This window comes from Pseudomethylobacillus aquaticus (assembly GCF_003730115.1).
Classification (GTDB): domain Bacteria; phylum Pseudomonadota; class Gammaproteobacteria; order Burkholderiales; family Methylophilaceae; genus Pseudomethylobacillus; species Pseudomethylobacillus aquaticus.
The window spans coordinates 137,259-153,246 of sequence record NZ_RJVP01000005.1 but is presented as its reverse complement, the minus strand read 5'-3'; the positions used below and the strand labels follow the sequence as shown (position 1 = coordinate 153,246).

The following is a 15,988-nucleotide window of genomic DNA, read 5'->3' as shown; positions in this document are numbered from 1 at the left end:
AAGCTGAGCGCTTCTAAACGTGATACACGCATTCTATACCGATTCATTTGCAGTCGCTGTATCGTCCGGCGCGACGCGTTGCCAGCCCAGCAGGTAGGTTTCCGTACTGCGGTCACGCGAGGCTTTGGGCTTGCGCGTGTGCACCTTACTGAAGCCTGCCCGCATCTGGCTCATGATGTCTTCAAAGCCAGTACCAGCAAAAACTTTGACCAGGAAATGACCGCCCGGTTTCAACCATTTGAGACTGAAATCGAGGGCCAGCTCGATCAGGTGGGCTGCCCTGGCCTGATCCATCACGCTGATACCGGAGATATTGGGGGCCATATCGGCAATTACAAGGTCTACCTGACGACCTGCCAGCGCTTTTTCAAGCTGTGACAGCACAGCGTCTTCACGGAAATCGCCCTGAATGAACTCCACGCCTGGAATGCCCTGCATATCGAGGATGTCCAGCGCGATGACCTTGCCCTGACCGTTAAGGCGCTGTACCGCCACCTGCGACCAGCTGCCCGGCGCCGAGCCCAGATCCACGATCACCATGCCGGGGCGGATCAGGCGATCCCGGTCGTCGATCTCCAGTAGTTTATAAGCGGCGCGCGCGCGATAGCCATCACGCTGGGCACGTTTGACGTATTCGTCGTTGACATGTTCCTGCATCCAGGCCTTGCTGGTACGGGTTCTTTTCATGGACTAGTTGTGTTCCCTGCTGGCGTGGATGTGATACACTGCGAACCTTTTTGAATCAACCACATGCAATCATTGAACTCCAAACAAACCAGCTTCCTGCGCGGCCTTGGCCATAAACTCCATCCTGTTGTGATGATAGGCCAGCACGGCCTGACCGAAGCGGTCATCAAGGAAATCGACCATAGTCTGAAAGCGCATGAACTGATCAAGGTTCAAGTGGCTGGCGATGATCGTGAAGCGCGTATCGCCATGCTGACACAGATCTGCAGCGAGACCGGTGCCACTGCCATCCATCATATCGGCAAGCAGCTGGTCATCTACCGTCGCGGCGAAACGCCCAAGATCGTACTTCCCTGATATTCAAAACCTGCCATTCCAAACCTGACAGCGCAAGCCTGGCATCAAATCAGGCTTCATGGTGTTGTCTCTGCAGGCCTGGCGATTACGGCCTCGCGATTACGGTTTAGCGACTGCGTAACACCAGCCACAAGCCCAGCAGGCTTTGCAGCAGGTAGGCGATGCTGGCCACGCCGTGCCAGGTACGGAAACGGTCTGCGAACACGCTGTGCATGACATCCGCTGGCCAGGCTTGCGCCTTGAGGCCGGCAATGATGGGCTGCACACCAAAGTGCCCGATCAGCACCAGCGCCAGCATCAACACCACGATCCAGAACGTCGCTGTGCGCATCACGCGCAAACCATGTCCCAGCAGGCCATGCAATATCAGATAAGCAGCGCTGACCATGCCGACATAGGACATCAAGGTGAACATGCGTCCGGCCAGGCTGCCAGCCAGCGGTTTGTCATCCAGGCTCATGAACAGCGACGGTGCAGCCAGATAGCCGATCGCCCATAGCCCACCCACCCACAGGGTGATGACGATGAGTGCCAGCTTGTCCGACCAATGTGTGGTCATGATCAGATGTACTGTACGTCCAGCACTTCATAGGAACGCAGGCCGCCGGGGGCCATCACCTCGGCTACATCCCCTGCGGATTTACCGATCAGGGCACGCGCGATCGGCGAACTCACCGAGATCTTGCCGCCCTTGATATCAGCTTCGTCTTCACCGACGATCTGATAGGTGACCACATCACCATTACTCATGTCTTCCATCTCGACCGTGGCGCCAAACACGCAGCGCCCGTCTGCGTCCAGCGTAGCCGGGTCGATGACCATGGCGTTGGACAGCTTGGACTCGATCTCGGCGATGCGGCCTTCGATGAAGCTTTGACGCTCCTTGGCCGATTCGTATTCGGCATTCTCGGACAGATCGCCCTGGGCACGCGCCTCGGAGATCGCCTGGATCACGCTGGGGCGCTCTACACTACGCAGGCGCAACAACTCCACACGGAGCATCTCGATACCGTTAACGGTGACTGGAATCTTGTTCATCTATTGGTTGTTTCCATAAAACACGCCTGTCTATGGGCATGTATTGTTTGCATTGACAGCTCGGCCATCCCCATTGGGGCCGGTGGTCTCAACGCCACTTGAAAAAAGCAAAAACCACACCGGCACGGCGTGGTTTTGCCGAACAATACTACGACTAAGCTGGCTGTTTAGGCAAGCGCTGATGCAAGCTTTGCAGGGATTGCACTTCCAGCTCGCTGATATGCGACATGCCCATACACGCCGCCTTGGCACCGGCCAGCGTGGTGTAATAGGTCACCTTCTGCTGCAGCGCACTGCGACGGATGGAGTAGGAATCCGCAACCGCACGCTTGTCTTCGGTGACATTGACAATGAAACTGATCTCGCCGTTCTTGATCATGTCGACGATGTGCGGGCGACCTTCAGCCACCTTGTTCACGGGCATCACCTTGAGGCCAGCTGCCGCCAGCGCCGAAGCCGAACCTCGCGTCGCGACCAGCTCGAAACCAAGGTCGGCCAGCGCCTGGGCGATCTCCACCACACGCTCGCGGTCTTCCTTGCGCACACTGATGAAGGCACGGCCACCGCTAGGCAGCTTGTCGCCGGAACCCAGCTGCGATTTCACGAAGGCTTCGGCAAAAGTACGACCTACCCCCATGACTTCACCGGTGGATTTCATTTCCGGCCCGAGGATGGTGTCCACGCCCGGGAACTTGATGAACGGGAACACCGCTTCCTTGACGGAATAATACGGTGGCACGATCTCGTGCGTGACGCCCTGGTCCTTGAGCTTGAAGCCGGTCATGCAACGCGCGGCCACCTTGGCCAGCTGCAAACCACAGGCTTTGGACACGAATGGTACGGTACGCGAGGCACGCGGGTTCACTTCCAGTACGTAGACGGTTTCACCCTGGATGGCGAACTGCACGTTCATGAGGCCCACTACACCCAGCGCTTTGGCCATCTGCACGGTCTGCTTGCGCAGTTCGTCCTGCAGTTCGGCGGACAGGCTGTAAGGTGGCAGTGAGCAGGCGGAGTCGCCAGAGTGTACGCCGGCCTGTTCCACGTGCTCCATGATGCCGCCGATGATGACGTCGTCGCCATCGCTCAGTGCATCCACGTCCACTTCCAGTGCATCATTGAGGAAACGGTCCAGCAGCACCGGTGATTCGTTGGAGACCTTGACCGCTTCGCGCATATAACGCTCCAGCTGGGCCTGCTCCTGCACGATCTCCATGGCACGGCCACCCAGCACATAGGATGGACGGACCACCAGAGGGTAGCCGATCTCCTGAGCCAGACGCAGTGCTTCCTGTTCGGTACGTGCGGTACGGTTAGGTGGTTGCTTCAGACCGAGCTCGTGCAGCATCTGCTGGAAACGCTCGCGGTCTTCAGCGCGGTCGATAGCGTCCGGCGTGGTGCCGATGATGGGCACACCGGCTTTTTCCAGATCGCGCGCCAGCTTGAGTGGCGTCTGGCCACCGTATTGGACGATCACGCCGACTGGTTTTTCCAGTGCCACGATCTCCAGCACATCTTCCAGCGTGACGGGCTCGAAGTACAGACGATCCGACGTGTCGTAATCGGTGGATACGGTTTCCGGGTTGCAGTTGACCATGATGGTCTCAAAACCATCTTCGCGCATGGCGAATGCCGCATGCACACAGCAATAGTCGAATTCGATGCCCTGACCGATACGGTTGGGGCCGCCACCCAGCACCATGATCTTCTTGCGCTTGCTAGGCTGGGCTTCGCACTCTTCTTCATAGGTCGAGTACATATAGGCAGTATTGGTGGCGAACTCGGCCGCACAGGTATCCACACGCTTGTACACCGGGCGCACCTTAAGTGCCTGACGGTAGGCGCGCACCGCATGCTGATCGGTATCCAGCAGCCTGGCCAGGCGACGGTCGGAGAAACCACGACGCTTGAGCTGGAACAGGCAGTCACGGTCCATATCGGCCAGATGACGCCCCTTCAGGGCTTGTTCGCGCAGGATGATGTCTTCGATCTGCACCAGGAACCAGGGGTCGATCCTGGAGTGGGTATGCACCTGTGCCACCGACATACCGGCACGGAAAGCATCGCCCACATACCAGATACGCTCAGGGCCGGGCTCACCCAGCTCTTTGGTGATCTGGTCCATATCGGTGGTCTTTTCATCCAGACCGTCCACGCCGACTTCCAGGCCACGCAGGGCCTTCTGGAAAGATTCCTGGAAGGTGCGGCCTATGGCCATCACTTCCCCCACCGACTTCATTTGCGTGGTCAGGCGGGAATCGGCCTGCGGGAATTTCTCGAACGCGAAACGCGGGATCTTGGTGACCACGTAATCGATGGACGGCTCGAACGATGCCGGGGTCTGGCCGCCGGTGATCTCGTTGCGCAGCTCATCCAGCGTATAGCCCACCGCCAGCTTGGCCGCCACCTTGGCGATCGGGAAGCCGGTCGCCTTGGAGGCCAGTGCGGAAGAACGCGACACGCGCGGGTTCATCTCGATGACGATCATGCGGCCGTCGTCCGGATTGATGGCGAACTGTACGTTGGAACCGCCGGTATCCACCCCGATCTCGCGCAGTACCGCCAGCGAGGCGTTACGCATGATCTGGTATTCCTTGTCGGTCAGCGTCTGCGCTGGCGCGACCGTGATGGAGTCGCCAGTATGCACGCCCATCGGGTCCAGGTTCTCGATAGAACAGATGATGATGCAGTTGTCCTGGCGGTCACGCACCACTTCCATTTCGTATTCTTTCCAGCCCAGCAGCGATTCTTCGATCAGCAGTTCGCTGGTAGGCGAGGCTTCCAGGCCGCGCTCGCAGATGGTCAGGAATTCTTCACGGTTATAGGCGATGCCGCCGCCACTGCCACCCATGGTGAACGAGGGGCGGATGATGGCCGGATAACCGATGCTGGCTTGCACCTGCAGCGCCTCTTCCAGGCTGTGCGCGATGGCGGAACGGGCAGAACCCAGACCGATCTTGGTCATGGCCTGCTTGAACTTTTCACGGTCTTCCGCTTTGTCGATGGCTTCCTTGGAAGCACCGATCAGCTCGACATTGTATTTTTCCAGCACGCCGTGTTTGGCCAGATCCAGCGCACAATTCAGCGCGGTCTGCCCCCCCATGGTCGGCAGCAGCGCATCGGGACGCTCGATGGCGATGATCTTTTCCACGATCTGCCAGGTGACCGGCTCGATATAGGTGGCATCCGCCATCTCCGGGTCGGTCATGATGGTGGCCGGATTGGAGTTGACCAGAATGACGCGGTAACCTTCCTCACGCAGCGCCTTGCAGGCCTGTGCGCCGGAATAGTCGAATTCACAGGCCTGGCCGATGACGATGGGGCCGGCGCCTATGATCAGAATGCTTTTGATATCTGTACGTTTTGCCATGAATACCGTGAAAAGTGAAATGTGAAAAGTGAAATGTGAAAATCGAAAACCCTTCGGATCTACGTTTCACGTTTTACGTTTCGCGTTTCACTGATTCATCCTTTTCTCCATTAATTCAATAAAGCGATCGAACAAATAACTCATTTCGTGCGGGCCCGGGCTCGCTTCCGGGTGCCCCTGGAAGCTGAATGCAGGCTTGTCGGTGCGTGCGATGCCTTGCAGGCTACCGTCGAACAGGGATACATGGGTCACACGCAGATTAGCCGGCAGGGTCGCCGCGTCCACAGCAAAGCCATGGTTCTGGCTGGTGATATAGACCTGCTTGCTATCCACGTCCTGCACCGGGTGGTTGGCGCCGTGGTGACCGAACTTCATCTTCACCGTTTTGGCACCACTGGCCAGGCCCAACAACTGGTGACCCAGACAGATGCCGAAGGTGGGGATGCCGGTTTCGACCAGTGTACGGATGGCCGTGATCGCGTAGTCACAGGGCTCCGGATCGCCGGGGCCGTTGGACAGGAACACGCCATCCGGATTCAGCGCCAGCACTTGCTCGGCAGTGGACTGTGCAGGCAGCACGGTGACCTTGCAGCCACGCTGGGTCAGCATGCGCAGGATATTGCGCTTGACGCCGTAATCGAAGGCCACCACATGATGTTGCGGATCGACAGGTTTGCTGTAGCCAGTGGCCAGATCCCACTCGCCTTCCTCGAACACATAAGGCTGGGTACAGCTCACCACCTTGGCCAAGTCCATACCGGCCAAACCCGGGAAGCCACGGGCCAGCTCTAAGGCTTTGGCTTCATCGACCTCACCGGCCATCAGGCAGCCGCCCTGGGCGCCCTTCTCGCGCAGGATACGCGTGAGTTTGCGGGTATCAATGTCGGCGATGCCGACGATGTGATGCTGACTCAGATACTCAGACAGGGATTGCTCGCTGCGCCAGTTGCTTTCGATGAGTGGCAGGTCGCGGATGATGAGGCCGGCGGCATAGATCTCGTCCGCCTCCACATCTTCACTGTTCACCCCGGTGTTGCCGATGTGCGGATAAGTCAGCGTGACGATCTGGCGCGTATAAGAGGGATCCGTGAGGATTTCCTGGTAGCCGGTCATCGCCGTGTTGAACACGACTTCGCCGACGGTGTGGCCAGGAGCGCCGATAGAAATGCCCTTGAACACTGTCCCGTCTGCGAGAACCAAGATAGCAGGCTGCATGGCTGGCAGGCTTTGCGGCAATTCGTAACTCCTTGTAGCGATTTAATTATGTGCACTCCGGAGGGCGGATGTGCAAAGCGGGAGGAGTGTGCACTCTTCCCGCTTGGTAATACTCAATATTATAGCGCATCGGCCCGCCTGCTTCAACGGCGGCTTGATGCACATACCCAACTACGCCAGCCAGGTCGGCGCTATTAATAACTCAGGCAAATCAGAATTCAGGCAAACCGGCTCAGATCAACAGCCAGCCTCAAGCCGCCGCACGCAGCCCCAGTACGTCCTGCATGTCATAGACGCCCGATTGATGCTGCGCCAGGAATTTGGCGGCGCGCAAAGCGCCCAGTGCGAACGTGGCGCGACTGGAGGCTTTGTGTGTGAGCTCGACACGCTCCCCCACACCTGCGAACAATACCGTGTGATCACCCACCACATCGCCACCACGCACGGTAGCAAATCCGATGGTGTTGGCGTCACGCTCACCGGTCACACCTTCGCGACCATACACGGCACAGCTGGCAAGATCGCGACCAAGCGCGGAGGCCGCCGCTTCTCCCAGACGCAAGGCGGTACCGGAGGGCGCATCTACCTTGTGTCTATGATGGGCTTCGATGATCTCGACGTCATAACCGTCCGCCAGCACGCGCGCTGCGGATTGCACCAGACTGATCAGCAAGGTGACGCCTACACTCATATTCGGCGCAAACACTACCGGGATGGCACGGGCAGCCGCATGAATAGCCTGTTTTTGCTCCGCCGTAAAACCGGTGGTGCCTATCACCATGCCCACACCAGCAGCACGACAAGCTTCAAGGTATTGCAAGCTGGCTTCGGGACGCGTGAAATCCACCAGCACATCAGCCCCTTCCAGAGCAGCAGCAATATCGTGCGTGACCAGCACGCCAGTGCGGCGCCCGAATTGATCACCAGCATCACGACCGATCTGCTGGCTATCCGCACGGTCCAACGCGGCATGCAGGGTCAGCGCCGGATCGGCAAACACCGACTCAAGCAAGGCATGGCCCATACGTCCGCTACTACCTGCAATCACAACCTTCAACATGCTTCTACATCCCTGAATCTGGTGGCCATCAGCGGCCAGTATTTACGATCTCTGCTTTACGATGCCTGCTACGACCTGAAGCCTGAAACAGTCGCCTGGTTCACAGGCTGATATATCGACCTGCGTGGAAAATCAGAAACCGATCTTTTCCAGCATGCGCTCAAAATAGCCCGGTTCGCCTTCAGGCGGCAGCTCTTGCTGAGCGGCAGGTTTACTCTCCGTTGCTGCCGGTTGGGCTGCAGCGGGGCTGGCTTCTTTTGCGGCTGGCGCCGTTGCTGCAGGCCTTACTGGCGCAGGCTGCGCTGCAGGAGGTTCATTCACCGGCGCTGGAGTAGCCTCAACCGCTGGAGAGTCTGCTGGCGTGGCAGGAGCAGTGACGGAAGATGCTGGCGGCGTAGCTGGCTCTGTTGCCTCGGGCGCAGCAGTGCCAGGCGCATCAGCAGCAGGGGCCGACTTTTCAGACGGATTCACCAGTTCAGCCGGCGCAGCTTGCGGTGCTTGCACTTCAGGTTTATCGCTCTTCCAGAACTTTAGCTTCTCCGACAAGGACTTTTCCTGCTCTTCAGGCAGGGCAGATTTTTCGGGGGCATTGGTGGCACCGGCCTCAGGCACAGCGGAGGGGACCACATCGCCACGAATACGGCGCAAGCCGTCATCATCAAACTCCATGATGACGAGACGCTGCTCGACCACTTTACCGTCCTTGCGGAACTGGTAAAAATAATCCCAGCGGTTGCTGTGGAAGCTGTCCTGGATCAGCGGCGTGCCCATGATGAAGCGCACCTGTGACTTGGTCATGCCAGGCTTGAGCTGCAGCAGCATCTTGGAAGTGATCACATTGCCCTGTTGAACATCCAGCTTGTAAGGCTTGATCGCTTTGGGTAGTGAAAAGTCGCAGCCAACGCATAGCAGCGCGAGCAGTAGTAGGATTTGGCGCATCGTCATGACTTAGGCAACAAATGGCGTTAATATACCATGACTGATTTGCCAGACTGTGTTGGCCAAACCGAATAGAGTATAAAAGACCATGCGAGATCCCCACGACCTCAAGAATGCCGGCCTCAAAGCCACCCTGCCCCGCCTCAAGGTGTTAAGCCTGTTTGAAACCAGCAAACAACGCCACATGTCGGCAGAAGATGTCTACAAGATCCTGTTGAATACTGGTGAAGATGTCGGCCTGGCGACGGTATACCGCGTGCTGACCCAGTTCGAGCAGGCTGGCTTGCTGGTGCGTCACCATTTCGAGAGCGGCAAAGCCGTGTTCGAGCTCAACGAAGGCCATCATCATGACCACATCGTCTGCCTGCAATGCGGACGGGTAGAGGAGTTCTGTGACGACGAGATCGAAAAGCGTCAGAAACTGGTGGCAGATGAGCGTGGCTTCAAGATCCACGAACACTCACTGTACATCTACGCGGATTGCACCAAGAAGCCCTGCCCGCATAAAAGCTGAGCCGCTGGCCAACACTGGGGCGGCAGCCCGGCCGATTCTGCGCTGAGCCGTTTTAGCTGACCCGTCTTAACAGTCAGCCTGTTCACAAGGCGATCAAGCCTCGCGATAGCCCAGCATCTCTCTGGCATGTTGACGGGTGGTAGCGGTGATCTCCACCCCACCCAGCATACGGGCAATTTCTTCCACACGCTCTTCCGGCTCCAGTCGGGCAATATGACTCAAGGTCGCTTCCCCGTGCAACTGCTTGCTGACCCGGAAATGCTGTGCACCCTGTGCGGCGACTTGCGGCAGGTGAGTGATGACCAGCACCTGGCGCTTGTTACCCAACTGCGTCAGCAGTTGGCCGACCACTTCCGCCACGCCGCCGCCTATGCCGACATCCACTTCATCAAAGATCATGGTAGGAACGTCGCCCTGCTGCGCAGTCACCACACGAATGGCCAGACTGATGCGTGACAACTCACCACCGGAGGCCACTTTGGACAAGGCACGCGGCTCAGCACCAGCATGCCCGGCCACCAGGAACTCCATCTGCTCCAAACCGGTTGCTGCCGCTGCCTGCGACGTCAGTGCCACATCGAAACGGCCACCGGACAAGGCCAGCCGCTGGATCTCGGCGCTGATATGGGCAGCGAGTTTTTCCGCCGCCTGCTTGCGTCCAGCACTGAGCTGTAGGGCAGATTGCTCATAGGCTTGCCAGGCGGCAGCTTCCAGACGCGCCAGTTGGCCATCGTCCACCGCCAGCTCCAGTTCGGCGATGCGTGCCTGCCATTGCTGTAATTGCTCGGCCAGCTGCTCTGGCCTGACACGGTAGCGCCGCGCCGCCTGATGCAGCTCGGCGATGCGGGCTTCCAGCTCCGCAAGGCGCTGCGGATCCAGCTCGCTGCGCTGCAGGTAGCGGTTCAGGAAACGGTCTGCCTCCTGCAGCTGGATGGCCGCCTGATCCAGCACGTCCAGCACTTCCTGCAGATTCGGGTCGAACGCCACCAACGCCTGCAACACGTGCTGCGCCGCAGCCAACTGATCCAGTGCATTGATGTCGGCATCCGCGATCAGCGCACGGCACTGCTGCGCACCACTCAGCAAGCTGGCCCCATGGGAAAGACGGGCATGCTCTTGTTGTTCCTGCTCCCAGCTTTCGGCATCCGGAGCCAACTGCTTCAATTCACGCGCCTGGTCACGCAGCGTTGCCAGCTCATCGGCATAGGCTGCTGCATGTTGCTCGGCTTCAACACGCCGCCTGTGCAGCGCATGCCAGGCCTGATAATGCGCCGCCACTTGCGCAGCGAGATCGGCATGACCGGCGAACTGATCCAGTATCTGGCGCTGTGTGGCCGGCTTCAGCAAGGAGTGGTGCGCATGCTGGCTGTAGATGTCCACCAGAAAATCACCGGCCTCACGCAACTGCTGCACGGTCACGGCCATGCCGTTGATGAAGGCGCGCGACTTTCCATCGGCATACACTACGCGGCGCATCAACAGTTCGTCAGCCTCGCCGTTGAGGGCGTTGTCGAGCAGCCATTGCTGCAAATCGGGCAGCGCCTGCACATCGAACTGCGCCGCCACTTCGGCACGCTCACAACCATGCCGCGCCACGCCGGCTTCGGCACGCGCGCCCAGCGCCAGGGACAATGCGTCGATGAGGATAGATTTCCCCGCACCGGTCTCACCAGTCAGCACACTGAAACCGGCATCGAATTCGAGTTGCAGGCGATCAACGATCACGAAATCACGGATGGTGAGGCTTTGCAGCATGGCGCTCTAGCCCCAGCCCAGCTTGTCGCGCAGCATGCCGTAGTGGCTATGGCCTTGCGGATGCAGCAGGCATACCGAGCACGGGGCACGCTGTACCAGCACCTGATCGCCAGGCTGCAGTGAAACTTGATGCTGCCCGTCGAAATGCACGCGCGCATCCTGCGACTGGATCACGGTGACCACCACTTTGCTGTTGCCATGGATGGCGATGGGGCGGTTACTTAGCGTGTGTGGACAGATCGGCACCAGCGCGATGGCATCCAGGGTCGGATGCAGGATGGGTCCGCCAGCCGACAGCGAATAGGCCGTCGTGCCGGTGGGCGTAGCAAGGATGAGGCCGTCCGAACGCTGCCTGTGCACGAACTGGCCGTCGATATTGACTTCCAGCTCGATCAGACGGGCCAGGCCATCCTTGTTGATGACCACATCATTGAGCGCCTGACCTTCACTGACCAGCTGCCCCTGCCGCATGATGGCCGCCACCAGCAGCATGCGCTGCTCGGTACTGAATTCGCCTGCCAGAATGCGCGCCATGGCATCCAGCATGGTGTCCGAACTGACATCGGTGAGAAAGCCGAAACGGCCCCGGTTGACCCCCACCAATGGGATCTTGTGCTGTGCCAAGGCGCGCGCCACGGTCAGCATGGTGCCATCACCGCCCAGCACCACGGCCAGATCAGCTGTCAGCCCGATCTGGTCCATGGCAACGGTGGGATAAGCGGTGATGTCCGACTGCACTGCAGTCTTGTCCTCGACCAGCACAAGGACGCCGCGCTGCAGCAGAAAATCGGCGAGCGCGAGTATGTGAGCGCGCATCTCCGGGTTCATGTATTTGCCGATCAGAGCGACCGTTTGAAACGCGTTTTGCATGGCGGCTATTTAATCATAGAAGCCGGGCCGGGCAAAGATAAGGCGGCACCGAATAACGCGGCGGTAAACGGCAGGATGGGTTGCCTCAGTGGCTGGATATCCAGTGATACCGGATATATTGCTTGCCGGGAGACTGGGGCTGCCGGATAATTTTCGCCATGGTGCCATACAGGGTGATCTAGTGTGGCCGCCTGAGGCAGAACACTTGCTATAGTGATGGCAGGCCTCATATTGCTTAATAGCGTCACTGCAACACATACGGATGTGTCGATACAATAAGAACTGTTACTTTCTGAACATGACTCCCTGAACACAGATGCTGGATAAACGCGCTCAGATACTGCTCAAGACCCTGGTTGAACATTACATCAGTGATGGCCAACCGGTAGGTTCGCGCACGCTTTCCAAGTGTTCCGGACTGGACCTGAGCCCTGCCACCATACGCAATGTGATGTCGGATCTGGAAGAACTGGGCTTCATCATCAGCCCGCACACCTCGGCCGGCCGCATCCCCACACAGCGCGGTTACCGCTTTTTTGTCGACACCCTGCTCACGGTGCAACCCTTGCACCAGCAGCAGATCGAGCGCCTGGAGTTCGAGCTCTCCTCGCCCGACCCGCAAGAACTGATCACCAATGCCGCTGGCATGCTGTCCAACCTCACCCAGTTCGCCGGCATCGTGATGGTACCCAAGCGCAAGACCGTCTCGTTCCGTCATCTGGAGTTCCTGCCGCTCTCCGAAAAACGCATCCTGGTCATCATCGTCACTTCGGATGGCAATGTGCAGAACCGCATCATCATCACCGAAAAGAGCTACAGCGCCAGCGAGCTCACCCAGGCCAGCAACTATTTCAACCAGCACTATGCCGGCAACACCTTCGAACAGGTCAAGCAGCGCCTGCATGACGAGCTCAAGCAGATGCAGGCCGACATGACACGGCTGATGGGCGCCGCCATGGAAGCCAGCAGCAAGGCGCTGGACGATGACAAGGATGCCGTGGTGATCGCCGGTGAGCGCAATCTGCTGCAGGTGGACGAGCTGTCCACCAATGTCGGTTCGCTGCGCAAACTGTTCGAGGTGTTCGAGCGCCGCACCAGCCTGATGCAGCTGCTGGACAACAGCCAGCGTGCCGAAGGCATCCAGATCTTCATCGGTGGCGAATCCGGCTATCTTCCACTGGACGAATGCAGCATGGTCACCGCCACCTACGAGACCAACGGCCAGACTGTGGGCACACTGGGCGTGATCGGCCCGACCCGCATGGCGTATGAACGTGTGATCCCCATCGTGGACATGACGGCAAAACTATTGTCCAACGCCTTGTCCAAGAACTGACTTCCACCCTTTCAGAGCATCCATCATGGGCTACTACGCCAAAGAACCCGCTTACCATCACGGTCAGCTGCCACGTGTCGGCATCCTGTTACTCAATCTGGGCACGCCGGATGCGCCTACAGCAGCGGCGCTGCGCCCGTATCTGAAACAATTCCTCAGTGATCGCCGCGTGGTGGAGATACCGCGTGCCATCTGGTGGTTCATCCTGAACGGCATCATCCTGCCGCTGCGTCCACGCAAATCAGCCGAAAAGTATGCACAGGTATGGACAGAGCAAGGCTCACCACTGCTGGTCTACGCCACCCGGCAGACCGAGCAGTTGAGCAAGCTGCTGGCAAGTAAAGTCAGCACCCCGGTATCAGTGGCGCTGGGCATGAGCTACGGCAGTCCCTCGGTGGCAAGTGCACTGGACAAGCTGCGCGCGGAAGGCTGTGACCGCATCCTGGTGATGCCCTTGTACCCCCAATACGCCGCCAGCAGCACCGCTTCTGCACTGGATGCAGTGTGGCGACTGTTATTGAGGACGCGTAACGTACCGGCCATACGCTCGCTACGCCATTACCATGACCATCCAGCCTATATCACTGCACTGGCGGACAGTGTGCGTGAATACTGGTCCACGCACGGCCGGCCAGACAAACTGGTGATGAGCTTCCATGGCGTACCCCGCCGCTCGCTGGATCTGGGTGACCCTTACCATTGCGAATGCCACAAGACCGGGCGCTTGCTGGCGGAAGCACTGGGCCTGGAAAAAGACCAGTACATGGTGTGCTTCCAGTCACGTTTCGGCAAAGCCGAATGGCTGAAACCTTATCTTGCCGCCACGCTGGAATCCCTGGGCAAGCAAAAACTCGCACGTGTGGACGTGATCTGCCCGGGTTTTTCCAGCGACTGCCTGGAAACCCTGGAAGAGATCGCCATGGAAGGCAAAGCGACCTTCCTGCAAAACGGTGGGGGCAGTTTCCATTACATCCCTGCCCTGAATGTGGGTACTGGTTGGATGGAAGCGCTGAGCCAGATCGTGCTGGGCGAGTTGCAAGGTTGGGTCAGCGCTGACGCCGACCCTGAAACGGCATACCACGAGGCCCAGCTCAGCCGCCTGCGTGCGAAGGCGCTGGGAGCCAGCGACTAGGCCCCGTTCAGGGGCAGCGCAAACATAGCGCGATGAGCGCAGCACATGTAGGCATTTGTTATACTCTTATTTTGATTAGACACAGGGACGCTCAATGATCGTCATCACCGGCGGCGCCGGCATGATAGGCAGCATGATCGCCTGGCATCTCAACACCGTTCTGAACCGCGACGATCTGGTGATCGTCGACCGCATGGACCATCCGGACCAGTGGCAGAACCTGGTCCATCGCCAATACGCGCAGTATCTGGACAAGGACGAGTTGTTCGCGCGCCTGCACAATGCCAGCGGCGTGGAAGCGGTTATCCACATGGGTGCCATCAGCGCCACCACCGAGCGCGATTTCAACAAGCTGGTGCAGAGCAACATCCGCTATAGCCAGCAACTGTGGGACTGGTGTGCCGAGCACGGCGTGCCGCTGCTATATGCCAGCTCCGCGGCCACTTATGGCGGCGGCGAGCAGGGCTACAGTGACGCACATGACGCCGTTGCCACCTTGCGCCCGCTCAATGGCTATGGCTATTCCAAGCAGTTCTTCGACCAGTGGGCGCTGCGCCAGCAGGCCCAGGGCCGCCCTTGCCCGCCACGCTGGTATGGGTTCAAGTTCTTCAATGTGTACGGCCCGAACGAATACCACAAACTACGCATGGCCAGCGTCGCACTGCACACCTTCAACCAGTTCCGCGAACACGGCACCATGCAGCTGTTCCGCAGCCATCTGGAAGGGTATGAGGATGGCATGCAGCTACGCGACTTCGTTTACGTGAAGGATGCAGCAGCCGTGGTATGTCATTTCCTGCAACAGGCTGCTCCATCCGGGCTGTACAACATCGGTACCGGCAAGGCACGCGCGTTCCGCGACCTGGCCACAGCAGTGATGCACAGCATGAACCGCGAGCCCTCGATCACTTACATCGACATGCCTACCGACCTGCATGGTAAATACCAGTATTTCACCGAAGCCGACATGCGCAAGCTGCGTGCGGCGGGCTACACACAAGCCTTCCATAGCCTGGAAGACGGGGTACGTGACTATGTACAACATTATTTGATGCAGCCCGACCCTTACTGCTGAGGCGCTAGAAATACAAAGCAAGAGCACAACAAAGTAAGCACAAAACACGGCAAGAGCGAAACGAGGCAAGATTGAAAGACTACATTGGATTCCTGCGCGAAGAACTGGCTGCGCATCAGGCTCTGTTCACCCAACTGGAAGCACTGCTACCGCAGATCAGTGAGGTCGGGCAGGCGCTGCGCGACTGTCTGGCGCGCGGCGGCAAGATCCTGCTGATGGGCAACGGCGGCAGTGCGGCGGACAGCCAGCACATCGCCGCCGAGATCGTGGGCCGGTACAAGAAAGAACGCCGCGGCCTGCCCGCCATCGCGCTGACCACGGACACCTCCATCATCACTTCGGTGGGCAACGACTATGGCTACGAATTCATCTTCTCGCGCCAGGTTGAAGCGCTGTGTTCACCGCTGGACGCAGTGATCGGCATCACCACCTCGGGTAACAGCATCAATGTGGTACGCGCCATCGAAGTAGCCAAAGAGATCGGCGCCACCACCATAGGCCTGACTGGCGGCACAGGCGGAAAACTGGCGGCATTGTGCGATTACAACCTGGTGATGCCGTCCAACGTGACAGCACGCATCCAGGAAGCGCACATCTTCATCGGCCACAGCGTGTGCGACATTCTGGAGGCAGACTGAAC

Annotated in this window: 15 protein-coding genes; 6 read left to right on the top strand and 9 right to left on the bottom strand. The window is 58.8% G+C overall.

Features of this window, described 5'->3' with window-relative positions; translation table 11 throughout:
* Positions 1 to 33: 33 nt before the first annotated feature.
* Positions 34 to 687, bottom strand: a complete 654-nt coding sequence (locus tag ED236_RS10045; protein ID WP_123237831.1) for an RlmE family RNA methyltransferase — start codon at positions 685 to 687, stop codon at positions 34 to 36.
* Positions 688 to 750: 63 nt separating this feature from the next.
* Here ED236_RS10045 and yhbY point away from each other — a divergent pair, with 63 nt between their 5' ends.
* Positions 751 to 1,044: a ribosome assembly RNA-binding protein YhbY gene (gene yhbY, locus ED236_RS10040; protein WP_123237830.1), complete on the top strand. Its 294-nt coding sequence runs from the start codon at positions 751 to 753 to the stop codon at positions 1,042 to 1,044.
* Between the two features lie 106 nt (positions 1,045 to 1,150).
* Here yhbY and ED236_RS10035 read toward each other — a convergent pair whose 3' ends face one another.
* The 6 genes from ED236_RS10035 to ED236_RS10010 all read right to left on the bottom strand — a co-directional run bounded on the left by ED236_RS10035 (position 1,151) and on the right by ED236_RS10010 (position 8,666).
* The gene (locus tag ED236_RS10035) at positions 1,151 to 1,603 is read right to left on the bottom strand and encodes a DUF4149 domain-containing protein (protein ID WP_123237829.1); all 453 of its coding nucleotides are present in this window, start codon (positions 1,601 to 1,603) and stop codon (positions 1,151 to 1,153) included.
* Positions 1,604 to 1,605: 2 nt separating this feature from the next.
* Positions 1,606 to 2,082, bottom strand: a complete 477-nt coding sequence (gene greA, locus ED236_RS10030; RefSeq protein ID WP_123237828.1) for a transcription elongation factor GreA — start codon at positions 2,080 to 2,082, stop codon at positions 1,606 to 1,608.
* A gap of 154 nt (positions 2,083 to 2,236) precedes the next feature.
* Complete coding sequence (gene carB, locus ED236_RS10025; protein WP_123237827.1) at positions 2,237 to 5,452, bottom strand: carbamoyl-phosphate synthase large subunit; 3,216 nt, start codon at positions 5,450 to 5,452, stop codon at positions 2,237 to 2,239.
* Between the two features lie 87 nt (positions 5,453 to 5,539).
* The gene (gene carA, locus ED236_RS10020; RefSeq protein WP_123237902.1) at positions 5,540 to 6,667 is read right to left on the bottom strand and encodes a glutamine-hydrolyzing carbamoyl-phosphate synthase small subunit; all 1,128 of its coding nucleotides are present in this window, start codon (positions 6,665 to 6,667) and stop codon (positions 5,540 to 5,542) included.
* A gap of 250 nt (positions 6,668 to 6,917) precedes the next feature.
* On the bottom strand, positions 6,918 to 7,727 hold the full coding sequence (gene dapB / locus ED236_RS10015) for a 4-hydroxy-tetrahydrodipicolinate reductase (protein ID WP_123237826.1): 810 nt from the start codon (positions 7,725 to 7,727) through the stop codon (positions 6,918 to 6,920).
* A 132-nt stretch (positions 7,728 to 7,859) separates the two neighbouring features.
* Complete coding sequence (locus ED236_RS10010; RefSeq protein WP_240032116.1) at positions 7,860 to 8,666, bottom strand: outer membrane protein assembly factor BamE; 807 nt, start codon at positions 8,664 to 8,666, stop codon at positions 7,860 to 7,862.
* 88 nt (positions 8,667 to 8,754) lie between these two features.
* On the opposite strand from ED236_RS10010, the gene fur reads away from it, so the two are divergent.
* Entirely contained in the window at positions 8,755 to 9,180 is a 426-nt protein-coding gene (gene fur, locus ED236_RS10005) for a ferric iron uptake transcriptional regulator (protein WP_123237824.1), read from the top strand.
* Positions 9,181 to 9,273: 93 nt separating this feature from the next.
* Here the strand turns inward: fur and recN are convergent, their stop codons facing one another.
* Positions 9,274 to 10,935, bottom strand: coding sequence for a DNA repair protein RecN (recN, locus tag ED236_RS10000; RefSeq protein ID WP_123237823.1), 1,662 nt, complete (start codon positions 10,933 to 10,935; stop codon positions 9,274 to 9,276).
* 6 nt (positions 10,936 to 10,941) lie between these two features.
* The gene (locus tag ED236_RS09995) at positions 10,942 to 11,805 is read right to left on the bottom strand and encodes an NAD kinase (RefSeq protein ID WP_193726093.1); all 864 of its coding nucleotides are present in this window, start codon (positions 11,803 to 11,805) and stop codon (positions 10,942 to 10,944) included.
* Positions 11,806 to 12,121: 316 nt separating this feature from the next.
* Between ED236_RS09995 and hrcA the strand changes: the two genes are divergently transcribed.
* From hrcA to ED236_RS09975, 4 genes are all read left to right on the top strand, one after another.
* Positions 12,122 to 13,141, top strand: a complete 1,020-nt coding sequence (hrcA, locus tag ED236_RS09990; RefSeq protein WP_193726092.1) for a heat-inducible transcriptional repressor HrcA — start codon at positions 12,122 to 12,124, stop codon at positions 13,139 to 13,141.
* Positions 13,142 to 13,166: 25 nt separating this feature from the next.
* Entirely contained in the window at positions 13,167 to 14,273 is a 1,107-nt protein-coding gene (gene hemH, locus ED236_RS09985) for a ferrochelatase (RefSeq protein WP_123237821.1), read from the top strand.
* 94 nt (positions 14,274 to 14,367) lie between these two features.
* A complete protein-coding gene (gene rfaD / locus ED236_RS09980) occupies positions 14,368 to 15,348 on the top strand; it encodes an ADP-glyceromanno-heptose 6-epimerase (protein ID WP_123237820.1) in 981 nt (326 codons plus the stop codon).
* Positions 15,349 to 15,419: 71 nt separating this feature from the next.
* A complete protein-coding gene (locus tag ED236_RS09975; protein WP_123237819.1) occupies positions 15,420 to 15,986 on the top strand; it encodes a D-sedoheptulose 7-phosphate isomerase in 567 nt (188 codons plus the stop codon).
* Positions 15,987 to 15,988: the final 2 nt, after the last annotated feature.